The sequence below is a fragment of the Krasilnikovia sp. MM14-A1259 genome, from assembly GCF_047159535.1.
Lineage (GTDB): Bacteria > Actinomycetota > Actinomycetes > Mycobacteriales > Micromonosporaceae > Actinoplanes.
In genome coordinates, this window is record NZ_BAAGAJ010000002.1 from 1159686 (window position 1) to 1176706 (window position 17021).

Consider the following 17021-nt stretch of genomic DNA (forward strand, 5'->3'; position numbering starts at 1 on the left):
GACGGGCCTGCTTTCCGTGATATCCGCCTGCCCGGGATCTCCCGCGGAGTAGGTTACGGGCGCAAAGTCCGGTATTGCCCTGGGAGGGCCTTTTGCGCGCCTATCGAGCCCTGCTCACGCATGCCCTGACGCTGGCCCTGCTCGTGGTCGGCACGTCCGTGCCCGCCTTGGCCGCCACCGCCGACTGGACGCATCCCGGCTACGGCCCGGGGAACACGTTCGTCAACCCCGCCGAGTCGGCCATCACTGCGCGCACCATCGCGGACGTCGCACTCAGGTGGTCGGCGGGGCTGCCCGAGGTGCAGGGCGGCTCGTGCTCGGAGGCCACCCCGCCGCTGGTGTCCGGGGGCCGGGCCTTCGTCGCCGACGAGGCCGGCATCGGCGCCTACCGGATCACGACCGGACGGCAGATCTGGCATCGCCCGTGGAGCAGCCCCCAGGAGGCACGGACGCCGGCCCTGGCGGTCTCCGGCAACCTGCTGCTGGTCGGCATCACCGGCTGCGCCTCGGTCACCGACCCCGGCGGCCGGATCCTCGCGCTCAACGTCGCCACCGGGCGGGAGAAGTGGCGCTTCGACGACGGCCGCCCGGTCGCGTCGCTGCTCGTCGACCGGGGCGTCGTGGTGGCCGACGGGGGCTCCGACAACTTCTCCGCGCAGGTCCGGGCGTTCCGCGTGCGCGACGGCAAGCGGCGCTGGGCGCTGGACGGCTACGCCCTGGGCGCCACCGCCGACGGCCGGCTGCTGGTGCACCGCGCCTACCGCAGCGGCGTCACGGCGGTGGCCGTCACCACCGGCCGGCGGCTGTGGAGCGCGCCGATCGGTACGCGGGTCAAAGCCGGCGCAAACGGCCGCTTCTACGTGACCGACGGCGCGGATCTGGTCAGCCTCCGGGCCGCCAACGGGTCCGTGGTGTGGCGCGCCCCCGGCGTCGAAGGCACCATCGCCGTGGACGGTCGACGCGTCTATCACGCGCTGAGCAACGGCGTCGACGCGTGGGACGTCCGTACCGGCCTCCGGCTCTGGCAGGCCGGCTTCGAAGGCGACGCCGGCCAGCCGGTGGTGGCCGGGGGTCTGGTGTACACCACCGTGGACGCCGGTGAACCACTGGGCATCCTCGACGCCGCGACCGGCGCGGTGGCCTCGCCGGCCACGCAGTTCCCCAGCCTGGACTCCGGGCATGTGGTGCTGTCCGGCGGGCAGCTCTACCTCATCGACGGTCACCGGTTCTCGGCGTACGCACCCTGACCGTGTCGCCCGGCAGCGGTGTCGCCTGCCGCCCGGGCCGGATGGTTCCGCCGGCGTGCCGGGTCAACCCGGGCCGCCTCAGCGGACGATCAGCGTGACGGCGTCGTCGCGGGCATCGACGAGCTCGCCGATCACCGGGTGGCCGGGCAACTCCCCCGCCACCAGCAGGCCACCCGAGGTCTGCGCGTCGGCCAGCAGCAGCAGCTCGTCCACCGCGACGCCGGCCGTGTCCGCGAACGGGCGCACCCAGTCCAGGTTGCGCCGGGTGCCGCCGCTGACGTACCCCGCGGCGAGCGCTTCCCGCGCCCCGTCCAGGTACGGCACCGCGGCCGCGTCGAGTCGGGCGGTGACCCCGCTGGCCCGGGCCAGCTTGTGCAGGTGGCCGAGCAGACCGAACCCGGTCACATCCGTGGCGCACACCGCCCCGGCGGCGAGGGCGGCCTCCGACGCCGCCCGGTTCAGCTCGGTCATCGCGGCGACCGCGTGCTCGAACACTTCGCCGGTGGCCTTGTGCCGGCTGTTGAGCACCCCGAGGCCCAGCGGTTTCGTCAGGGTCAGCGGGGTGCCGGCCGTACCGGCGTCGTTGCGCAGCAACCGCTGCGGGTCGGCCACGCCGGTGACCGCCATGCCGTACTTCGGCTCGACGTCGTCCACGCTGTGCCCGCCCGCCAGGTGACAGCCGGCCTCACGGGCCACCGCCAGCCCACCGGACAGCACCTGGGCAGCGAGCTCCATCGGGAGCACCTCGCGGGGCCAGGCCAGCAGATTCAACGCCACGACCGGAGTGCCGCCCATCGCGTACACATCGGACAGTGCGTTGGCAGCCGCGATCCGCCCCCAGTCGTACGGGTCGTCGACGACCGGGGTGAAGAAGTCGGCCGTGGCCACCACCGCGGCGCCGGCCGCGATGCGCACGACCGCGGCGTCGTCGCCGCCGCCCAGGCCGACCAGCAACTCCCCCGGCCCGTCCGGGGCGGACCCGCCGATCAGGCCGGCGACCACCGCCTCCAGCTCACCGGGCGGGATCTTGCAGGCACAGCCGCCGCCGTGCGCGTACTGGGTCAGCCGCGTCGTCGGTGTCGTCGTCACCGTCGCACTGTCGCACATGGTGCGGCCGGACGCGCGCGCACCGCCGTAGGCGGGGGCGGTAGGGTCGTGCCCGGAGGCGTTCAGGCGGCTGGTGCCCCTCCCGGTCTTCAACACCGGTGCGGCCCGGTATCCGGGCCGGGCGGGTTCGATTCCCGTCCGCCTCCGCTGACCCACCCAAGCCTCGGCTGAGCTGCACAGATGCAGCCGGTCGGGGCGGGCCGCGCGGAGGCGTCCCGGTCCCACTGCGTGGTCGGCGCCCGAGTCGGCGCTCAGCAGCAGCCGGCCGTGGCGGGCTGCTGCTCGTCGTCCTGGGCGGTCGTGCCGCTGCAGCAGACGCTCGCCGCGTCCTTGTCGAGCTTGCCCGCGTCGCCCTTCACGACGTACACCTCCCACGGCTCGTCGCCCGGGCCGCGGACCCACACCTTGTCCTGCAGGGCGTAGCAGCACTCGGTGTTGTCCTCGGTGAGGGTGACCAGCCCGGACTCGGTGAGCCGCTGGGTGGCGGCGGTGACCTCGTCGGTGCTGAACACCTCCACGCCCAGGTGGTCCATGACAGTGGGCTGGTCCGTCTCGCCCTCGATGAGCACGAGCTTCAGCGGCGGCTCGGTGATGGCGAAGTTGGCGTATCCGGGGCGGCGCTTGGCAGCCCCGACCCCGAACAACTTCTCGTAGAACGCCACGGACGCTTCCAGATCGGATACCCGCAGGGCGAGCTGCACACGAGACATCGTCGTACCTCCCAAGGATCGGCTATCTAGATGGTTCTCTAGGTAGCTTGCATCGTGCCTAGAGAACTGTCAAGCTAGAGAGGTGTCTAGGAAGAACCTGCCGGTCATCGACACCGACACCGCCGCCTGCTGCACGCCGATGGTCGCTGAAGCCCTCACCCCCGACGGGGCCGCCGAGCTGGCCAGGGCGTTCAAGGTGCTCGGCGACCCGGTCCGGCTCCGCGTACTGTCCCTGATCGCCGCGCGCAAGGGCGGCGACGTGTGCGTGTGCGAGATCACCGACGCGTTCGACCTCACCGGCCCCACGATCTCGTACCACCTGCGGCAGCTCCGCGAGTCCGGACTGGTCGACTGCGAACGCCGGGGCACCTGGGTCTACTACTGGATCGTTCCGGACAAGCTTGCTGGGCTGTCGCAGTTCCTCGACCCCTCCGACACCACTGCCGGGGCGTCCGCATGAGCCCGGCCCGCCGCGCATCGGCCGAGTTCACCGGAACCGCCCTGCTCACCGCTGCCGTGGTCGGCTCCGGTATCGCCGCCACCCAGCTCTCCCCCCACGATGTCGGCCTGCAACTGCTGGAGAACGCGGTCGCGACCGCCCTCGCGCTGGGCGCGCTGATCCTGACCTTCGGCCCGGTCTCCGGGGCGCACTTCAACCCGGTCGTCTCCGCCGTCGACTGGTGGTGCGCCCGGCCCACCCGTACCGGCCTGACCCTCCGCGAGCTGGCCGCCTACGTCGCCGCCCAGATCAGCGGCGCCATCACGGGCGCGATCCTCGCGGACGTCATGTTCGACCGACCGGCAGTCGCCTGGTCCCAGACGCCGCGCACCGGCGGGAACCTGTGGCTGGCCGAGATCGTCGCCACCAGCGGCCTGGTCCTGCTCGTGTTCGCGCTCGCCCGCTCCGGGCGCACCAGCGCGGCCCCAGCCGCGGTCGGCGCCTACATCGGTGCCGCGTACTGGTTCACTGCCTCCACCTCGTTCGCGAACCCGGCCGTCACGATCGGGCGGGCATTCACCCACACCTTCGCCGGAATCGCCCCCGCATCCGTCCCGGGCTTCGTCGTCGCCCAGCTCGTCGGCGCCGTGGTCGCTGTGGCCGGAATCCGCTGGTGGTACCCGAACATCGCACCCGCCGCCGACGCGGTCACCGTGCCCCGGCTTCCCGCTGAGGAGCTGTCATGAGCACCGACCCGACCGCAGGGCCTCTCGAACGCCGCAACGCCACCATCACCTGAACCAAACGCCGCAACCCCCACCATCACCTGAACCAGGAGCCTGACCGTGTCCGACAAACCCAGGGTGCTGTTCGTCTGCGTCCACAACGCCGGCCGCTCCCAGATGGCCGCTGGATGGCTACGCCACCTCGCCGGAGACACCGTCGAGGTCCGCTCCGCCGGCTCCGCCCCCGCCGAGACGATCAACCCCGTCGCTGTGCAGGCCATGCGGGAAGTCGGCATCGACATCACCAACCAGCAGCCCAAACTCCTGGATTCCGACTCGGTCGAGGCGTCGGACGTGGTCGTCACCATGGGGTGCGGCGACGCCTGCCCTTACTTCCCCGGCACCCGCTACGAAGACTGGCAGCTCACCGACCCCGCCGGACAACCCATCGAGGTCGTCCGCGCCGTCCGCGACGACATCCGCACCCGGATCGAGAAGCTCATCACCGAACTGGCGCCCCGCCCCTCCGCATCCTCCTGACGCCAAGCTCCCCCCGGCACGATCCCGTCGTCCACAGGGATGACTCACAGGAGTTTCAGCGGCGCCAGTCCGGGCCCGGCTGAAGGGTCATGCTCGTGTCGGTGAGGCCGCCCCCGGCGGCCCGCCGCGGGCGGGTAGCAGCGCCACCGGTATGAACAGGGCCCCGCCACGAACAGGCGGGGCCTTCTTCGCGCCGCGATCGGGCTCCCGTTCGGCGCGCAGTCCGCCACCCTCGTGCGCCAATTGATGGCCGTAATGAGCGGCGCTACCCCGGAGGCAGTTGAGAGGGGCGGCTCGTGACGATCCATCATGCGGCGATCAGCAGCGGCTGACACCAATGACGATCGTCGGTGGAACTCAACCCGACCTCAAGCCGAACTCCGGTTTAGGTACTGATCAAGATGGTGAGCGCAGGCCCGGCAGTGCTCAACAACGGGCATGGCGGGGGCTCTCTTCGCACCAAGATCGACCGAGCTTGCGGCACCGGGGCTCAGCTGATACGCGGTATCGGCGACCATGTCCCTGCGGCAGTGTTGACCGCCGCTGGTTTGATCAATGCGGACGGGTGTGCTCTCATCGGCGGCCCGACACCGCACCCAGGGGGACGACGATCTTCTTCTTCGCAGGCGAACGTGCCGGGCTCGCGAAGCCCCGATCCCCGCTCGCAGGGTTCTGGGCGCTGCTGGTGGGCGGCGCCCTGCTCACGATGCTGACGGTGGCGCTCCATCCGGCCACCGACGTCCGCGACTGCCCGAACTACGGCGGCAGCGGCAACGCCAGCGCCTTCCCCGACGGAATCTGGGATCTGTACTACCCGCTGCTGCTGCTCGTCTGGCTGCTGGCGGTCGTCATGGAGCAGTTGCTCCCGGTCACCTGGAACGGCCGCAAGGCGGGCTTGATCATCGCCCGGGCGCTCCTCGCCGTCTTGGTGGCCCTGACCGCCTCCTGCGGCGCGGTTTTCACGCTGCTCACGCTCTGCCACTAGTCAGCCGCTGGGCGACCGACGCCGTCTCGTCGGCGCGAGCCCCGGCCAGTCCAGGTGATCCGCCGGCGTGAATCCCAGATTTCGGTGCGATTACGTTACGGAACCTCAGACGCTTGTGCCGGTGTTGATGCGATGTTAACTTTTCGCAAGGGAGCGCTCCCAAAGATTGCGCCACCTGCCAATGTCGTTCGGGCGCATCAGTCCACCACTGCATCCCCCATCGCTCCACAGTGGTCACATCCCCAAGGCGACGGCTTCGGACCACGGACATCACCCGATTCCGTGCGCGGGTGAGCTGTCGGCCCGTGTGCTCGCACGCCGCGATCGCGCCATAAGGAGGCCGTCATGCGATCGCCAAAAACACGTCATCGCGCCAATCTCCGCCGCTGGATCCTGTCCCCGTTCCTCGTTCTCGCATTGGTGTCCGCGATGACGATGACGATGACCTCGGCCGCTCACGCCGCCATCGGCGGCAGCTTTGTCGACAACTTCAACTCGTTCGACACGGGCCGCTGGTACAAGTCCGACGGCTGGACCAACGGCGGCGTCTTCAACGTCGGCTGGCGCGCCGACCACGTCTGGTTCAACGGCGGTGTCATGGGCATCAACCTCGACACCGCCACCTGTCCGAGCGGCTGCTCGGGCATGCCGTACGCCTCCGGCGAATACCGCTCCAACGACCTGTTCTCCTACGGCCGCTTCGAGACGCGGATGATGGCGGTCAAACGCACCGGCACCGTGTCGTCATTCTTCACCTACACCGGACCGAGCGACGGCCAGCCCTGGGACGAAATCGACGTCGAGATTCTCGGCAAGAACACCACCCAGATGCAGACCAACTACTTCACCAACGGCGTCGGCGGACACGAAACGATCATCAACCTCGGATTCGACGCCTCGACCGGCTACCACGACTACGCATTTGAGTGGTGGAATCAGGGCACCATCAACTGGTTCGTGGACGGCAAGCTCGTCCACCAGGAAACGGGATCGCGTGGGCCATTGCCCACACACCCGCAACGCATCATGGCCAACATGTGGCCCGGCATCGGGGTCGACAGCTGGCTCGGCGCTTTCTCCTACCCCGGAACACCGTTGACCGCCCGATACGACTGGGCCAAGTACACGAAGTACTGACAGCGGCGCAGTGGTGCCCGGCAGCGAGCGCTGCCGGGCACCACCATGGAATGCGTTTCAGGCAGGTGATCCATGGCAGGACACAGGTTTCGACAGGATCGGCACTTCACTGCCCGCGGGCCGGGGCGGCCGGGCGGGTGGCATGCTGGGACGCATGATCGGTCCGGACAAACCCGTACGCGAGGCCGTCCAGCTCCATCCGGCGCCCCGCTGGGTGGCGCCCGTCTTCGCCGTACTCGGGGCCGCGACCATCCCGTGGACGGCGTATCTGGCTGCCACGCTGCCGGACCATGCGCGTACGCAGAACTACCGGGTCGCGTGGGTGGGCTTCGATGTGATGCTCATCGTGGTCCTGCTCGGCACGGCGTTCGCGGCGTGGCGGGGACGGCAGATCATCGGGCCGCTCGCCGCCTCGACCGCGACCATGCTGGTCGTGGACGCCTGGTTCGACATGACCACGTCGCGTCGCGTCGACGTCCCGGCGGCGGTCCTGTCGGCCGTGCTGATCGAGCTGCCGCTCGCCGCGGTCTGCACCTGGATCGCCCTGCATGTCGACCAGGTCGTGGAGCAGCGCATCCGGCAGCTTGCCCGGCGGGCCGGGCGCGCGACGGCGCGCTGAGGTCGGCCGCGGGGTAATCATCCTGTCGGGGTGATCCCGCCGCGGGAGCCCCCGGTGAGTCTGGGTGCATGACAGCCCAGCCGTGGACCCGCCGGGTGGCGACAGCGCCTGCGGTGGCGCTGGCGATCACGCTGATGGTGGCGGTCGCAGTGGTCGGGCGGTACGGGCCGGAACATTCGATGCTGATCGCGGGGCCGGTCGGCGCCGTCCTGCTGCTCCTGCTGGCCCGTACGGCCGGTCTCAGCGCCGACGACGTGGGCCTGGGCCGCAGCTCCTGGCGGCGGGGCGCGGCGTACGCGGGGGTGTGTGTGGCCGCGGTCGCCGCGGTGTACGCGGTGGCCGCCCTGCTGCCCGCCACGCGCGACGCGTTCCGCGACGAGCGGTACGACAACGGCCCGGCGCAGGCGCTGGTCACCGCGTTCGTGGTGATCCCGCTCGGCACGGTGCTGTTCGAGGAGGTCGCGTTCCGGGGCGTGCTGTGGGGGCTGGTGAACGTGCAGTCCGGGCCCGCCCGGGCGACGCTGGTGTCGTCCGGGCTGTTCGGCCTGTGGCACGTGATGCCCTCGCTACGCCTGAACAAGGTCAACCCGGCGGTCACCGACCTGGTCGGCGACGGGCGGACCGGCCAGGTGCTGGCCGTCCTCGGGGCGGTGCTGTTCACCGCGGCGGCCGGTGCGGTGCTGTGTGAGCTGCGGCGGCGAAGCGGCAGCCTGCTGGCCCCGGCCGGGCTGCACTGGGCGATCAACGGGCTGGGCGTACTCGTCACGGCCGTGGTGTCGCGATGAGCGCCGGTATGGGCGACGACGGCGGCGCAGCCGCAGCCGGGAAGGCAGGGGTGGCGATGACGGACACCGGAACGCCCGAGGCGCAGACGGCGGGCGAGAAGACGGCCCCGGCAACCCGTACGGATGCCGCGAACGAGCAGGCCCCGGCACCGCGCCACGGCTGGTGGTGGCGGCTGTTGCACCGCTGGCACTACGGGTTCGTCGGCGTCGTCGGGGCGGTGACGCTGTTCTGCCTGTCGCTGACGCCGTCGCTGCTCCCCCGCGGGTTCGTGCTGCAGGGCCTCATCAGCGGGATCTCCGCGGCCATCGGCTACGGGCTGGGCGTGCTCGCGGTGTGGCTGGCGAGCAAGCTGGTGAACCGGCCGCTGCCGCGCGCCGAGCCGTTCGCGTGGCAGGTCCTGGGCGGCGTGGCCGCGCTCGCCGTGGTGGTCATGATGTTCCTGGGCTCGGGGTGGCAGCACGACGTGTACGAGCTGATGGGCATGGATCCGCCGCCGCGGCCCGGCTTCCTCGTGGTGCTGCCGATCGCGGCGCTGACCGGCGCCGGGCTGGTCGGGCTGATGCGGATGCTGCGCCATGCGGCGCGGGCCACCGGGCGGCTGTTCGGGCGTTGGATCCCGGCGTCCACGGCCGCGGTGATCGCGGGCCTGGTGGTGATCGCGCTGGCGCTCGGGGTGTTCAACGGGGTGGTGCTGCAGGGGCTGTTCACCGTCACGGACAACAGCTTCAAGACCGTGAACGGGGAGACCGAGCCCGGTGTGGCGCCCCCGGACGACCCGCTGCGTTCCGGCGGGCCCGGCTCGCTGGTGTCCTGGGCGTCGCTGGGCAAGCAGGGCCGCAACTTCGTCGCCGGCGGGCCGACTCAGGACCAGCTGCGCGCGTTCGACGGTGTGGGGGTGCACCAGCCGATCCGGGTGTACGCCGGACTGGACTCGGCACCCACGTCCCGGGACCGCGCCACCCTGGCCGTCCAGGAACTCCAGCGCACCGGCGGGTTCGACCGCAAGGTCCTGCTGGTGATCACCACGACCGGGACGGGTTGGGTGAACGCGCAGGGCGTCGACCCGCTGGAGTACATGTACGCCGGGGACACCGCGATGGTCGGCATGCAGTACTCGTACCTGCCGAGCTGGATCTCGTTCCTGGTCGACAAGGAACGCGCCCGGCAGGCCGGCCAGGACCTGTTCAACGCGGTGTACGGGGTGTGGTCGAAACTGCCGCCGAACCGGCGGCCGAAGTTGCTGGTGTTCGGTGAGAGCCTGGGCTCGTTCGGCGCCGAGTCGGCGTTCGGCGGGGCCGCCGACATCCACAACCGGGTCGACGGGATGCTGCTGACCGGCCCGCCCAACCGCAACGAGCTGTGGCGCGAGTACGTCGCCGACCGCGACCCCGGCAGCACCGAGATCCTGCCGGTCTACGAGCAGGGCACCGAGGTCCGGTTCGCCGCGGACCCGGCCGCCGACCTGGATCGCCCGCCCACCACCTGGGAGCACCCGCGGGTGGTGTACCTGCAGCACCCGTCGGACCCGATCGTGTGGTGGTCACCGAAGCTGATGGTCACCCGGCCCGACTGGCTGGAGGAGCCGCGCGGCGCCGACGTCTCGCCCAGCATGCACTGGTATCCGTTCGTGACGTTCTGGCAGGTCACCGCGGACATGGCGTTCTCCACCGGGGTTCCGGCCGGGCACGGGCACAGCTACGGCAACGCGCCGGTGACCGCTTGGGCCGACATCGTCGCGCCGCCGGGGTGGACCGCGCAGCGCACCGCGGACCTGAGCACGATCATGGCCGGTGTCAAGGACTGACAGCCACGCAACCCCGGGTACGGTGTGCCGGTGACCGAGGCCACGCAGGATCCGCGGCGGCGGGTTCCGCGTACGGATGTGGTGCTGGCGGACCCGCGCCTGGCCGCTGCGGCGCAACGGCTCGGCCGGGTGCCGGTCAAAGCCGCGGTGCTCGCCGCCCAGCAGCGGGCCCGCGCGGGTGAGCTGGCGCCCGAGCAGGTTCCGGACGCCGCGGTGGCGTCGTTGCCGCCGACCCCGGGCGGGCTGCGACCGGTGCTCAACGCGACCGGAGTCGTGCTGCACACCAATCTCGGCCGGGCGGCACTGTCCGATGCGGCCCGTGCGGCCGTGGCAGCCGCCGCCGGGCACACGGACGTGGAGCTTGACCTCGGGACCGGGCGGCGAGCCCGCCGCGGTCGCACCGCGCTGGCCGCGCTCGCCGCGGCGGTGCCCGACGCGGGTGACGTGCACGTGGTCAACAACGGCGCCGCGGCGCTGGTGCTCGCCGCGACCGCGCTGGCCGCGGGTCGCGAGATCGTGCTCAGCCGCGGTGAGCTGGTCGAGATCGGCGACGGGTTCCGGCTGCCCGACCTGCTCGTGTCCACCGGCGCGCGGCTGCGGGAGGTGGGCACCACGAACCGCACCACCCGCGCGGACTACGCCCGTGCGGTCGGCGCGGACACCGGTTTCGTCCTCAAGGTGCATCCGGCCAACTTCGTGATGCGTGGCTTCACCGGTGCGGTGCCGGTGTCCGAGCTGGGCGGCCTCGGTGTGCCCGTGGTCGCCGACATCGGGTCCGGCCTGCTCGCCCCGGACCCGTTGCTGCCCGGGGAACCAGACGCCGCGAGCACCCTGCGCGCGGGCGCCGACCTGGTCATCGCGAGCGGCGACAAACTGCTCGGCGGCCCGCAGGCCGGCCTGCTGCTGGGCGAGCGGACGCTCATCGAACGGCTGCGCCGGCACCCGCTGGCGCGGGCCCTGCGGGTGGACAAGCTCACCCTGGCCGCGCTGCAGGCCACCGTGGCGGGCCCGGAGACCCCGACCTGGCGGGCACTGCGCGCGGACCCGGACGCGTTGCGTACGCGCACCGAGCGCGCCCGTGCCGCGGTGGCCGCGGCGGGCGTCGACGTCGCGGTGGTCGCGTCCGTCGCCGTGGTCGGCGGGGGCGGTGCGCCGGAGGCGGAGCTGCCGTCGTGGGCACTGTCGCTGCCGTCGGAGTACGCGGCACCGTTGCGCCAGGAAGCCGTGATGGGGCGTGTCGAGCGGGGCCGGCTGCTGCTCGACCTGCGCTGCGTCCCCGACGGCGCCGACCCTGCCGTGGTGGCCGCCGTGTGCGCGGTGGCGGGGCGCTGACGTGCACGTCCTCGCGACCGCCGGGCACGTCGACCACGGGAAGTCGACGCTGGTGCGGGCGCTGACCGGGATGGAACCGGACCGGTGGGCCGAGGAACGCCGCCGCGGCATGACCATCGACCTGGGTTTCGCGTGGACCGCGCTGCCGTCGGGGGCCACGGCCGCGTTCGTGGACGTGCCGGGCCACGAGCGGTTCGTGCCGAACATGCTGGCCGGGGTGGGTCCGGTGCCCGCCGCGCTGATGGTGGTCGCGGCGGACGAGGGCTGGAAGCCGCAGTCCGCGGAGCATCTGGCCGCCCTGGACGCGCTCGGTGTGCGGCACGGGCTGCTGGTGGTGACCCGCGCCGACCTCGCCGACCCGGCCGCGGCGACCGCCCGGGCACGCGACGAGCTCGCCCGCTCGTCGCTGGGCGCGGTGGAGGCCGTGGCGGTCAGCGCGGTCACCGGCGCCGGCCTGGACGATCTGCGGGCCGCGCTGGACCGGCTGGTGGCACGGCTGCCGGAGCCGGACCGGGACGCGGCGGTGCGGCTGTGGATCGACCGGTCCTTCACGATCAAGGGCGCCGGGACCGTGGTCACCGGCACCCTCGGCGCGGGGCGGCTGCGTACGGGCGACGAGCTGGAGCTCACCGGGGTGCACCGGCCGGTCCGGGTGCGCGGGCTGCACACGCTCGGCGCACCCGCGGACGAGGTGGCCGCGGTCGCCCGCGTCGCGATCAACCTGCGCGGCGTCGAGCGGGCCGCGGTCGCGCGGGGCAGTGCGCTGCTGACGCCGGGGCGGTTCCACCGTACGGACGTGATCGACGTACGGGTGCACGGCGAACCGGTCGCCGGGCTGCCCGCCACGCTGATGCTGCACGCCGGGGCGGCTGCCGTGCCGGTCCGGGTCCGCCCCCTCGGTGCCGACACCGCCCGGCTGCGGCTCGGCAGCGCGCTGCCGCTGCGCATCGGTGACCGGGCGCTGCTGCGCGACCCCGGCCGCCGGTACGTGGCGGGCGGCGTCACCGTGCTGGACGTGGTGCCGCCGGGGCTGTCGCGGCGCGGCGCGGCGGCGGCCCGGGCGACGCAACTGTCCCGCATGGACGGTGCACCCGACCTCGCCGCCGAGCTGCGCCGCCGCCGGCTGGCCCGTCGCGCCGACCTGGCCGCGATGGGTGTGCCCCTCTCCCCTGCCGGGCCGGACACGAGCCAGGCCCCTGCCGGGCTGGACACGAGCCGGGCCCCTGCCGGGCCGGACACGAGCCAGGCCGGGGGGCCGGACGCGGGACAGTCCGGAGGGTCGGGCGAGGACCGGGCCGGCGCAGCGACGCCGGTGACGGCGGGTGAGTGGCTGGCCGACCCGGAACACTGGGCGCGGCTGCGGCAGCAACTCGCCGACGAGGTCGACGGGTACGCCCGCGAGCACCCGCTGGAGCCGGGTGTCCCGGCGGAGGCGCTGCGGCACCGGCTCGGACTGCCCGACCGGGCGCTCGTGGACGCCCTCGTGCAACCGCCGCTGACGATCCGCGGCGGGCGGGTCCGCGGCGCCGCGGACGGGGTTCCGCAGGAGCTGGTCGCGCTGGTCGAGTCGGCGTTCGCGGATCTCGGCGGGCGGCCGTACGCGGCGCCCGAGGCGCACAAGCTGACCGAGCTGGGCCTGGGGGCGCGGCAGCTCGCCGCCGCGGTCCGGGCCGGGCTGGTGGTGCAGCTCGCGGGTCAGGTGGTGTTGCGGGCCGGGGCGCCCGAGCGGGCGGGCAGGGTGCTGGCGGAGCTTCCCCAGCCGTTCACGCTCAGCGCGGCGCGGCAGGCGTGGGACACCTCCCGGCGGGTGGCGGTGCCGCTGCTGCAACTGCTCGACGCGCGGGGGGTCACCCGGCGCCTGCCCGACGACCGCCGGGTCCTCACCGGGCACCCGGGCGGGCCGCCGGTGGACGGCCCGCCACGGGGTTCGGCCGCTGTCAGGGCCGGGGGCTGACCGCGCCGGTCACGGTGATCGTGGCCTGCTTGTCGTTCAGGTGTCCGTGATAGAACTTGTCGGCGCCGGCGAGCGTGACGTTGCCGGCCGCGTCCATCGGTACGCCGCCCGGCTGGTCGGTGCCCACCGTGATCGCCAGGTTCGAGTCCGAGTCGGCGGGGGCGGCGAGGTCCTCGTCGAACGTCAGCACCAGGTTGAGGCTCATCCGGCCGGTGGACCGGTTGAACGATCCGGAGCTCTGGTCCAGGCGCACGGTCACGTGGAGGTTGAACGGCCCGGCCTGGATGGGGTCGCTGGTGATGGTCGGCCACTCGCGGATGTTGACGAGCTCGCGGTTCTGGCCGAAGTAGGACAGGCCGATGGACACGTCCCGGGTGATCGGCTTCGGCATGCGGCTGTCGTTCGTGGTCAGGGTCACGCGCCCGGTGAAGGTGGCCTGGATGGGCGGCGCGGCGGCGTCGTTGTCGCGCATGCACTGCTCGTAGCGGGGCTGCACCTTGGCGATCTGCGCCTTGACGGCCTTGATCTGCGCGGCGATGTGCGGCTTGGCCGGCGGCGCCGCGGTCTTGAGCTCCTCCTGCAGACTGTCCAGGTCGGAGTTGAGGCCCTGCAAGGTGTTGTAGTCGGCCTGGCAGGGCGCCGGGACGGCGTACGCGGGGGCGGCGGTGGGCGCCAGCAGGGTGCCGGTGGACAGCACGGTGCCCAGCAGCGCTGTCACGATGCGGCGAGATGGTGTCACGTGGGGGTTCCTCTTCACTGAAATGGCTGGCCGTGAGGGGGTTCGCGGCCATGGTTCAGGGGCGACGCGCCGAAGGGCGTCGCCATGTCCAAACTGCGGTCAGCCCGCGGTCAGGGTTTCGGCGCGCAGCCGCCGGGCCGCGACACCGGCCATTGCCGCGCCGATGGCCAGGAGCACCACGCATTGAATCGTGCCGATGCTCGCCGGGACGGTGGCGTCGTCGGTGGACGCGGCGAAACGTACGTAATCGATCAGGGTGACCAGGCGCAGGACCAGCACCGGCGCGACCAGCAGAACCAGCGTCAGTGGCCACACCGGCGACCGGCGCGTGCGCTCGATGCTCCAGTGCGCCACGGCCAGGCCGAGCAGGCCGGCGCACCACAGGCCCGGCCAGTCGACGAGCGGCAGCAGGTGCACGTCCTGGCCGAGCCGGGGATCGGCGGCCAGCAGGACCGCGACGGTCAGCGCGACGCCGGCCGGCAGCGCGAGGTGCCAGGGCCGGGCCCGCATCGGCGGCGAGTCGGGGCCGAACGCGACCAGTGCCAGCACCGGCAGGAGGTCGAAGACCAGCCAGGACACCCGCTGCGGGATGTCCACGCCGCTGGTGTCGCCGGTCATCCGGCCGATCGCGCCGACCAGGCCGGGCAGGAACGCGACCGCCGCGATGACGCGGGCCGCGCGGTGCCGGCCGTGCACCGCCGCCAGGTACGCCGGGAGCCACAGCAGCCCGGACAGGCTCCACAGGGCCACCCAGCGGCTGGGGAACAGGGGCTGTGTGTCGGTCAGCGGCATCGCGCCCGGCAGTTGCTCGACGGTCCAGAACGCGAGGACGATGCCGAACAGGCCGCCGATCGCGTGGGCGAGCAGGCCGACCAGGGCGAAGCGGCGCACCGCCTCACCCCACGCGAACGGCCGTGGGGCTGCGCCGGCGCCGCCCAGGCGCAGCCGCACCGCCAGGGCCGCGATGCTGGCGGTCTCGGCGAGCGTGGGCCGGCTGATCTCCACGCCTTCGGGGTCGTCGGGGGCGGCGGTATGCGCGGCCTCCAGGAAGGAGGCGACCATGTCCTCCTCCCACGCCTGCCGGTAGTCCGCGGGCAGCAACCGCAGCACCTGGCGGTACCGATCCTCCAGCAGACTGCTCATCCCAGACCTCCAGCAGTGGCGGGGCGGTGGGCCGTGAGCCGCCTGGTGGCGGCCTCGGCGTTGGCGGCCTGCCGGGTCGTTTCGGCGGTGAGCGCGTCGAGTCCCCGGTCGGTGAGCCGGTAGTAGCGGCGCAGCCGGCCCTGGAACGACTCCTCCCGGTCGAGCTCGACCAGGCCGTCGCCGACCAGCCGGTCGAGCACCCCGTACAGGGTGCCGATCTTGAGCTGGACCCGGCCGGCGGACAGGTCGGTGACCTCGCCGACGATGCCGTAGCCGTGGCGGGGGGCGTCGATCAGCGCGGCAAGGATGAAGAACGCGGGTTCGGTCATCGCTTTGGCGGCCATGGCCACAATATAATGCCTCGCAGGATATCGTGCATCACCGGGTCTCAATAGACCCAGCGCAGCGCGGCCGCCACCTCCTCGTCGGACGCGCCCCGCAGCCGTAGCGCCTCGGCGCGGCGCACCGCCAGCACCGCATCGGTCGTCAGCTCACCCAGCGCCTCCCGCAGCGGCGCCGCAGCCGCCAGGGCATCCGTCGCCTCGTCCAGGCTCGTCGGCAGCCGACGGATCCCGCCGGCGGCCAGCTCCTGTTCGGTGAACCGGACCGGATCACCGGTCACCGGCGCCGGCAGCCGCAGCTCCCGCCGCCGCCCGTCGAGCGCGGCCGCGATCAGCACCCCCAGCAACAGGTACGGGCTGGCCGCCAGATCCACGCACTTCACCTCGAGATTGGCCGCCGCATCCTCGGCGCCCGCGTTCCCGGTGATCAGCCGCAGCGCGGCCTCGCGGGTCTCGTGGCCCCAGCACGCGAACACCCCGGCCCAGTGCGACGGCACCAGCCGCAGATAGCTCGCCACCGACGGCGCACCGACCGCCAGCACCGCCGGCAACAGGTCCAGGATTCCCGCCGCCAACGCCTCCGCCTCCGCGGTCAGCCCGAACGGGCCCGGCCCGCCGGTGAACACGTTGCGGCCCTCGCGCGTAGCCGACAGGTGCACATGGCCGCCGTTGCCGACCCGTCCGGCCAGCACGGCCGGGGCGAACGACGGGCGCAGCCCGTGCCGGTGCGCCACCGCGCGGATCGTCTGGCGTACCAGCGCACTGTCGTCGGCCGCACCCACCGGATCGCGGGCGGCCACGGACAGTTCGAACTGGGCGTCGGCGTACTCCGGGTGCAGTTGGTCCACCTCGACACCCTGGGCGTCGAGCGCGGCCAGCAGGTCGCGGGCGTAGTCGCTGAGCTCGACGAGCCGGATCGCACCGTACGCGGGCCCGGTGCAGGCCGGGACGAACGCGTCCGTGCCGGCCCGGCCGAGCGCCCACTCCACCTCGATCGCCATGGTGAAGCTCAGCCCGGCGGCGGCGGCGCGCCCGGCCATGGCCCGGGTGAAGCTGCGCTGGCAGCCGGGCCACACCTCGCCGGCCTGGGTGTACCGGTCCACCGGCGCCCACGCCCAGCCGGGCTGGGCGGCCAGCGTGGTCAGCCGGTCCAGATCGGGCACCAGGCGCAGGTCGCCGTCGGGGCCGCCCTGCAGTTGCGTGGCGGTGATCGAGTCGTCCGTGCCGAACAGGTCGAAGACCGGCGACATCCCGACGCCCCACCGCGCGGCCCGGGGCAGACGGGCGACCGGCACCGTCTTGATCCGGGTCACACCGGCGGTGTCGACGTACGACAGCACGACCCCGTGGACACCGTCGCGGCGCAGCCGCGCGGCCAGTTCCTCCGCACGCTCCGGACCGTCACCGAACATG

17 protein-coding genes and 1 tRNA gene are annotated in these 17021 nt (G+C 72.8%); 12 read left to right on the forward strand and 6 right to left on the reverse strand.

Going from position 1 to position 17021, the window contains the following annotated elements:
• The first annotated feature begins 92 nt into the window (after positions 1 to 92).
• Positions 93 to 1247 (forward strand): PQQ-binding-like beta-propeller repeat protein, encoded by a 1155-nt coding sequence (locus ACMCNK_RS04895; RefSeq protein WP_412735193.1) that lies wholly within the window; start codon positions 93 to 95, stop codon positions 1245 to 1247.
• A 78-nt stretch (positions 1248 to 1325) separates the two neighbouring features.
• On the opposite strand, the gene selD is transcribed toward ACMCNK_RS04895, so the two are convergent.
• Entirely contained in the window at positions 1326 to 2354 is a 1029-nt protein-coding gene (gene selD, locus ACMCNK_RS04900; RefSeq protein WP_412735194.1) for a selenide, water dikinase SelD, read from the reverse strand.
• A 54-nt stretch (positions 2355 to 2408) separates the two neighbouring features.
• On the opposite strand from selD, the gene ACMCNK_RS04905 reads away from it, so the two are divergent.
• Positions 2409 to 2502: transfer RNA gene (locus ACMCNK_RS04905), tRNA-Sec, on the forward strand.
• Positions 2503 to 2605: 103 nt separating this feature from the next.
• On the opposite strand, the gene ACMCNK_RS04910 is transcribed toward ACMCNK_RS04905, so the two are convergent.
• On the reverse strand, positions 2606 to 3064 hold the full coding sequence (locus tag ACMCNK_RS04910) for an ArsI/CadI family heavy metal resistance metalloenzyme (RefSeq protein WP_412735195.1): 459 nt from the start codon (positions 3062 to 3064) through the stop codon (positions 2606 to 2608).
• 82 nt (positions 3065 to 3146) lie between these two features.
• Between ACMCNK_RS04910 and ACMCNK_RS04915 the strand changes: the two genes are divergently transcribed.
• From ACMCNK_RS04915 to selB, 10 genes are all read left to right on the forward strand, one after another.
• A complete protein-coding gene (locus ACMCNK_RS04915; RefSeq protein ID WP_412735196.1) occupies positions 3147 to 3524 on the forward strand; it encodes an ArsR/SmtB family transcription factor in 378 nt (125 codons plus the stop codon).
• Positions 3521 to 4249: an aquaporin gene (locus ACMCNK_RS04920; RefSeq protein ID WP_412735197.1), complete on the forward strand. Its 729-nt coding sequence runs from the start codon at positions 3521 to 3523 to the stop codon at positions 4247 to 4249. The genes ACMCNK_RS04915 and ACMCNK_RS04920 overlap by 4 nt, the downstream gene beginning before the upstream one ends.
• A gap of 99 nt (positions 4250 to 4348) precedes the next feature.
• Positions 4349 to 4768: an arsenate reductase ArsC gene (locus ACMCNK_RS04925; protein WP_412735198.1), complete on the forward strand. Its 420-nt coding sequence runs from the start codon at positions 4349 to 4351 to the stop codon at positions 4766 to 4768.
• Positions 4769 to 5333: 565 nt separating this feature from the next.
• A complete protein-coding gene (locus tag ACMCNK_RS04930; RefSeq protein WP_412735199.1) occupies positions 5334 to 5753 on the forward strand; it encodes a hypothetical protein in 420 nt (139 codons plus the stop codon).
• A 345-nt stretch (positions 5754 to 6098) separates the two neighbouring features.
• Positions 6099 to 6890, forward strand: coding sequence for a beta-glucanase (gene bglS, locus ACMCNK_RS04935; protein WP_412735200.1), 792 nt, complete (start codon positions 6099 to 6101; stop codon positions 6888 to 6890).
• A gap of 154 nt (positions 6891 to 7044) precedes the next feature.
• Complete coding sequence (locus ACMCNK_RS04940; RefSeq protein WP_412735201.1) at positions 7045 to 7509, forward strand: hypothetical protein; 465 nt, start codon at positions 7045 to 7047, stop codon at positions 7507 to 7509.
• 68 nt (positions 7510 to 7577) lie between these two features.
• Complete coding sequence (locus tag ACMCNK_RS04945) at positions 7578 to 8294, forward strand: CPBP family intramembrane glutamic endopeptidase (protein WP_412735202.1); 717 nt, start codon at positions 7578 to 7580, stop codon at positions 8292 to 8294.
• Positions 8291 to 10099: an alpha/beta hydrolase gene (locus ACMCNK_RS04950; RefSeq protein WP_412735203.1), complete on the forward strand. Its 1809-nt coding sequence runs from the start codon at positions 8291 to 8293 to the stop codon at positions 10097 to 10099. Before ACMCNK_RS04945 ends, ACMCNK_RS04950 begins: the two co-directional genes overlap by 4 nt.
• A 30-nt stretch (positions 10100 to 10129) precedes the next feature.
• Positions 10130 to 11431, forward strand: coding sequence for an L-seryl-tRNA(Sec) selenium transferase (gene selA / locus ACMCNK_RS04955; RefSeq protein ID WP_412735204.1), 1302 nt, complete (start codon positions 10130 to 10132; stop codon positions 11429 to 11431).
• Between the two features lies 1 nt (position 11432).
• Entirely contained in the window at positions 11433 to 13385 is a 1953-nt protein-coding gene (gene selB / locus ACMCNK_RS04960) for a selenocysteine-specific translation elongation factor (protein ID WP_412735205.1), read from the forward strand.
• On the opposite strand, the gene ACMCNK_RS04965 is transcribed toward selB, so the two are convergent.
• From ACMCNK_RS04965 to ACMCNK_RS04980, 4 genes are all read right to left on the reverse strand, one after another.
• Positions 13369 to 14124, reverse strand: a complete 756-nt coding sequence (locus ACMCNK_RS04965) for a hypothetical protein (RefSeq protein ID WP_412735206.1) — start codon at positions 14122 to 14124, stop codon at positions 13369 to 13371. The genes selB and ACMCNK_RS04965 overlap by 17 nt on opposite strands.
• Before the next feature lie 99 nt (positions 14125 to 14223).
• Positions 14224 to 15267 carry a hypothetical protein gene (locus ACMCNK_RS04970; RefSeq protein WP_412735207.1) on the reverse strand — a complete coding sequence of 348 codons (1044 nt, stop codon included), beginning with the start codon at positions 15265 to 15267 and terminating at the stop codon, positions 14224 to 14226.
• A complete protein-coding gene (locus ACMCNK_RS04975) occupies positions 15264 to 15596 on the reverse strand; it encodes a PadR family transcriptional regulator (protein ID WP_412740752.1) in 333 nt (110 codons plus the stop codon). Before ACMCNK_RS04975 ends, ACMCNK_RS04970 begins: the two co-directional genes overlap by 4 nt.
• 59 nt (positions 15597 to 15655) lie before the next feature.
• Positions 15656 to 17020 (reverse strand): glutamine synthetase, encoded by a 1365-nt coding sequence (locus ACMCNK_RS04980; protein ID WP_412735208.1) that lies wholly within the window; start codon positions 17018 to 17020, stop codon positions 15656 to 15658.
• Position 17021 lies beyond the last annotated feature (1 nt).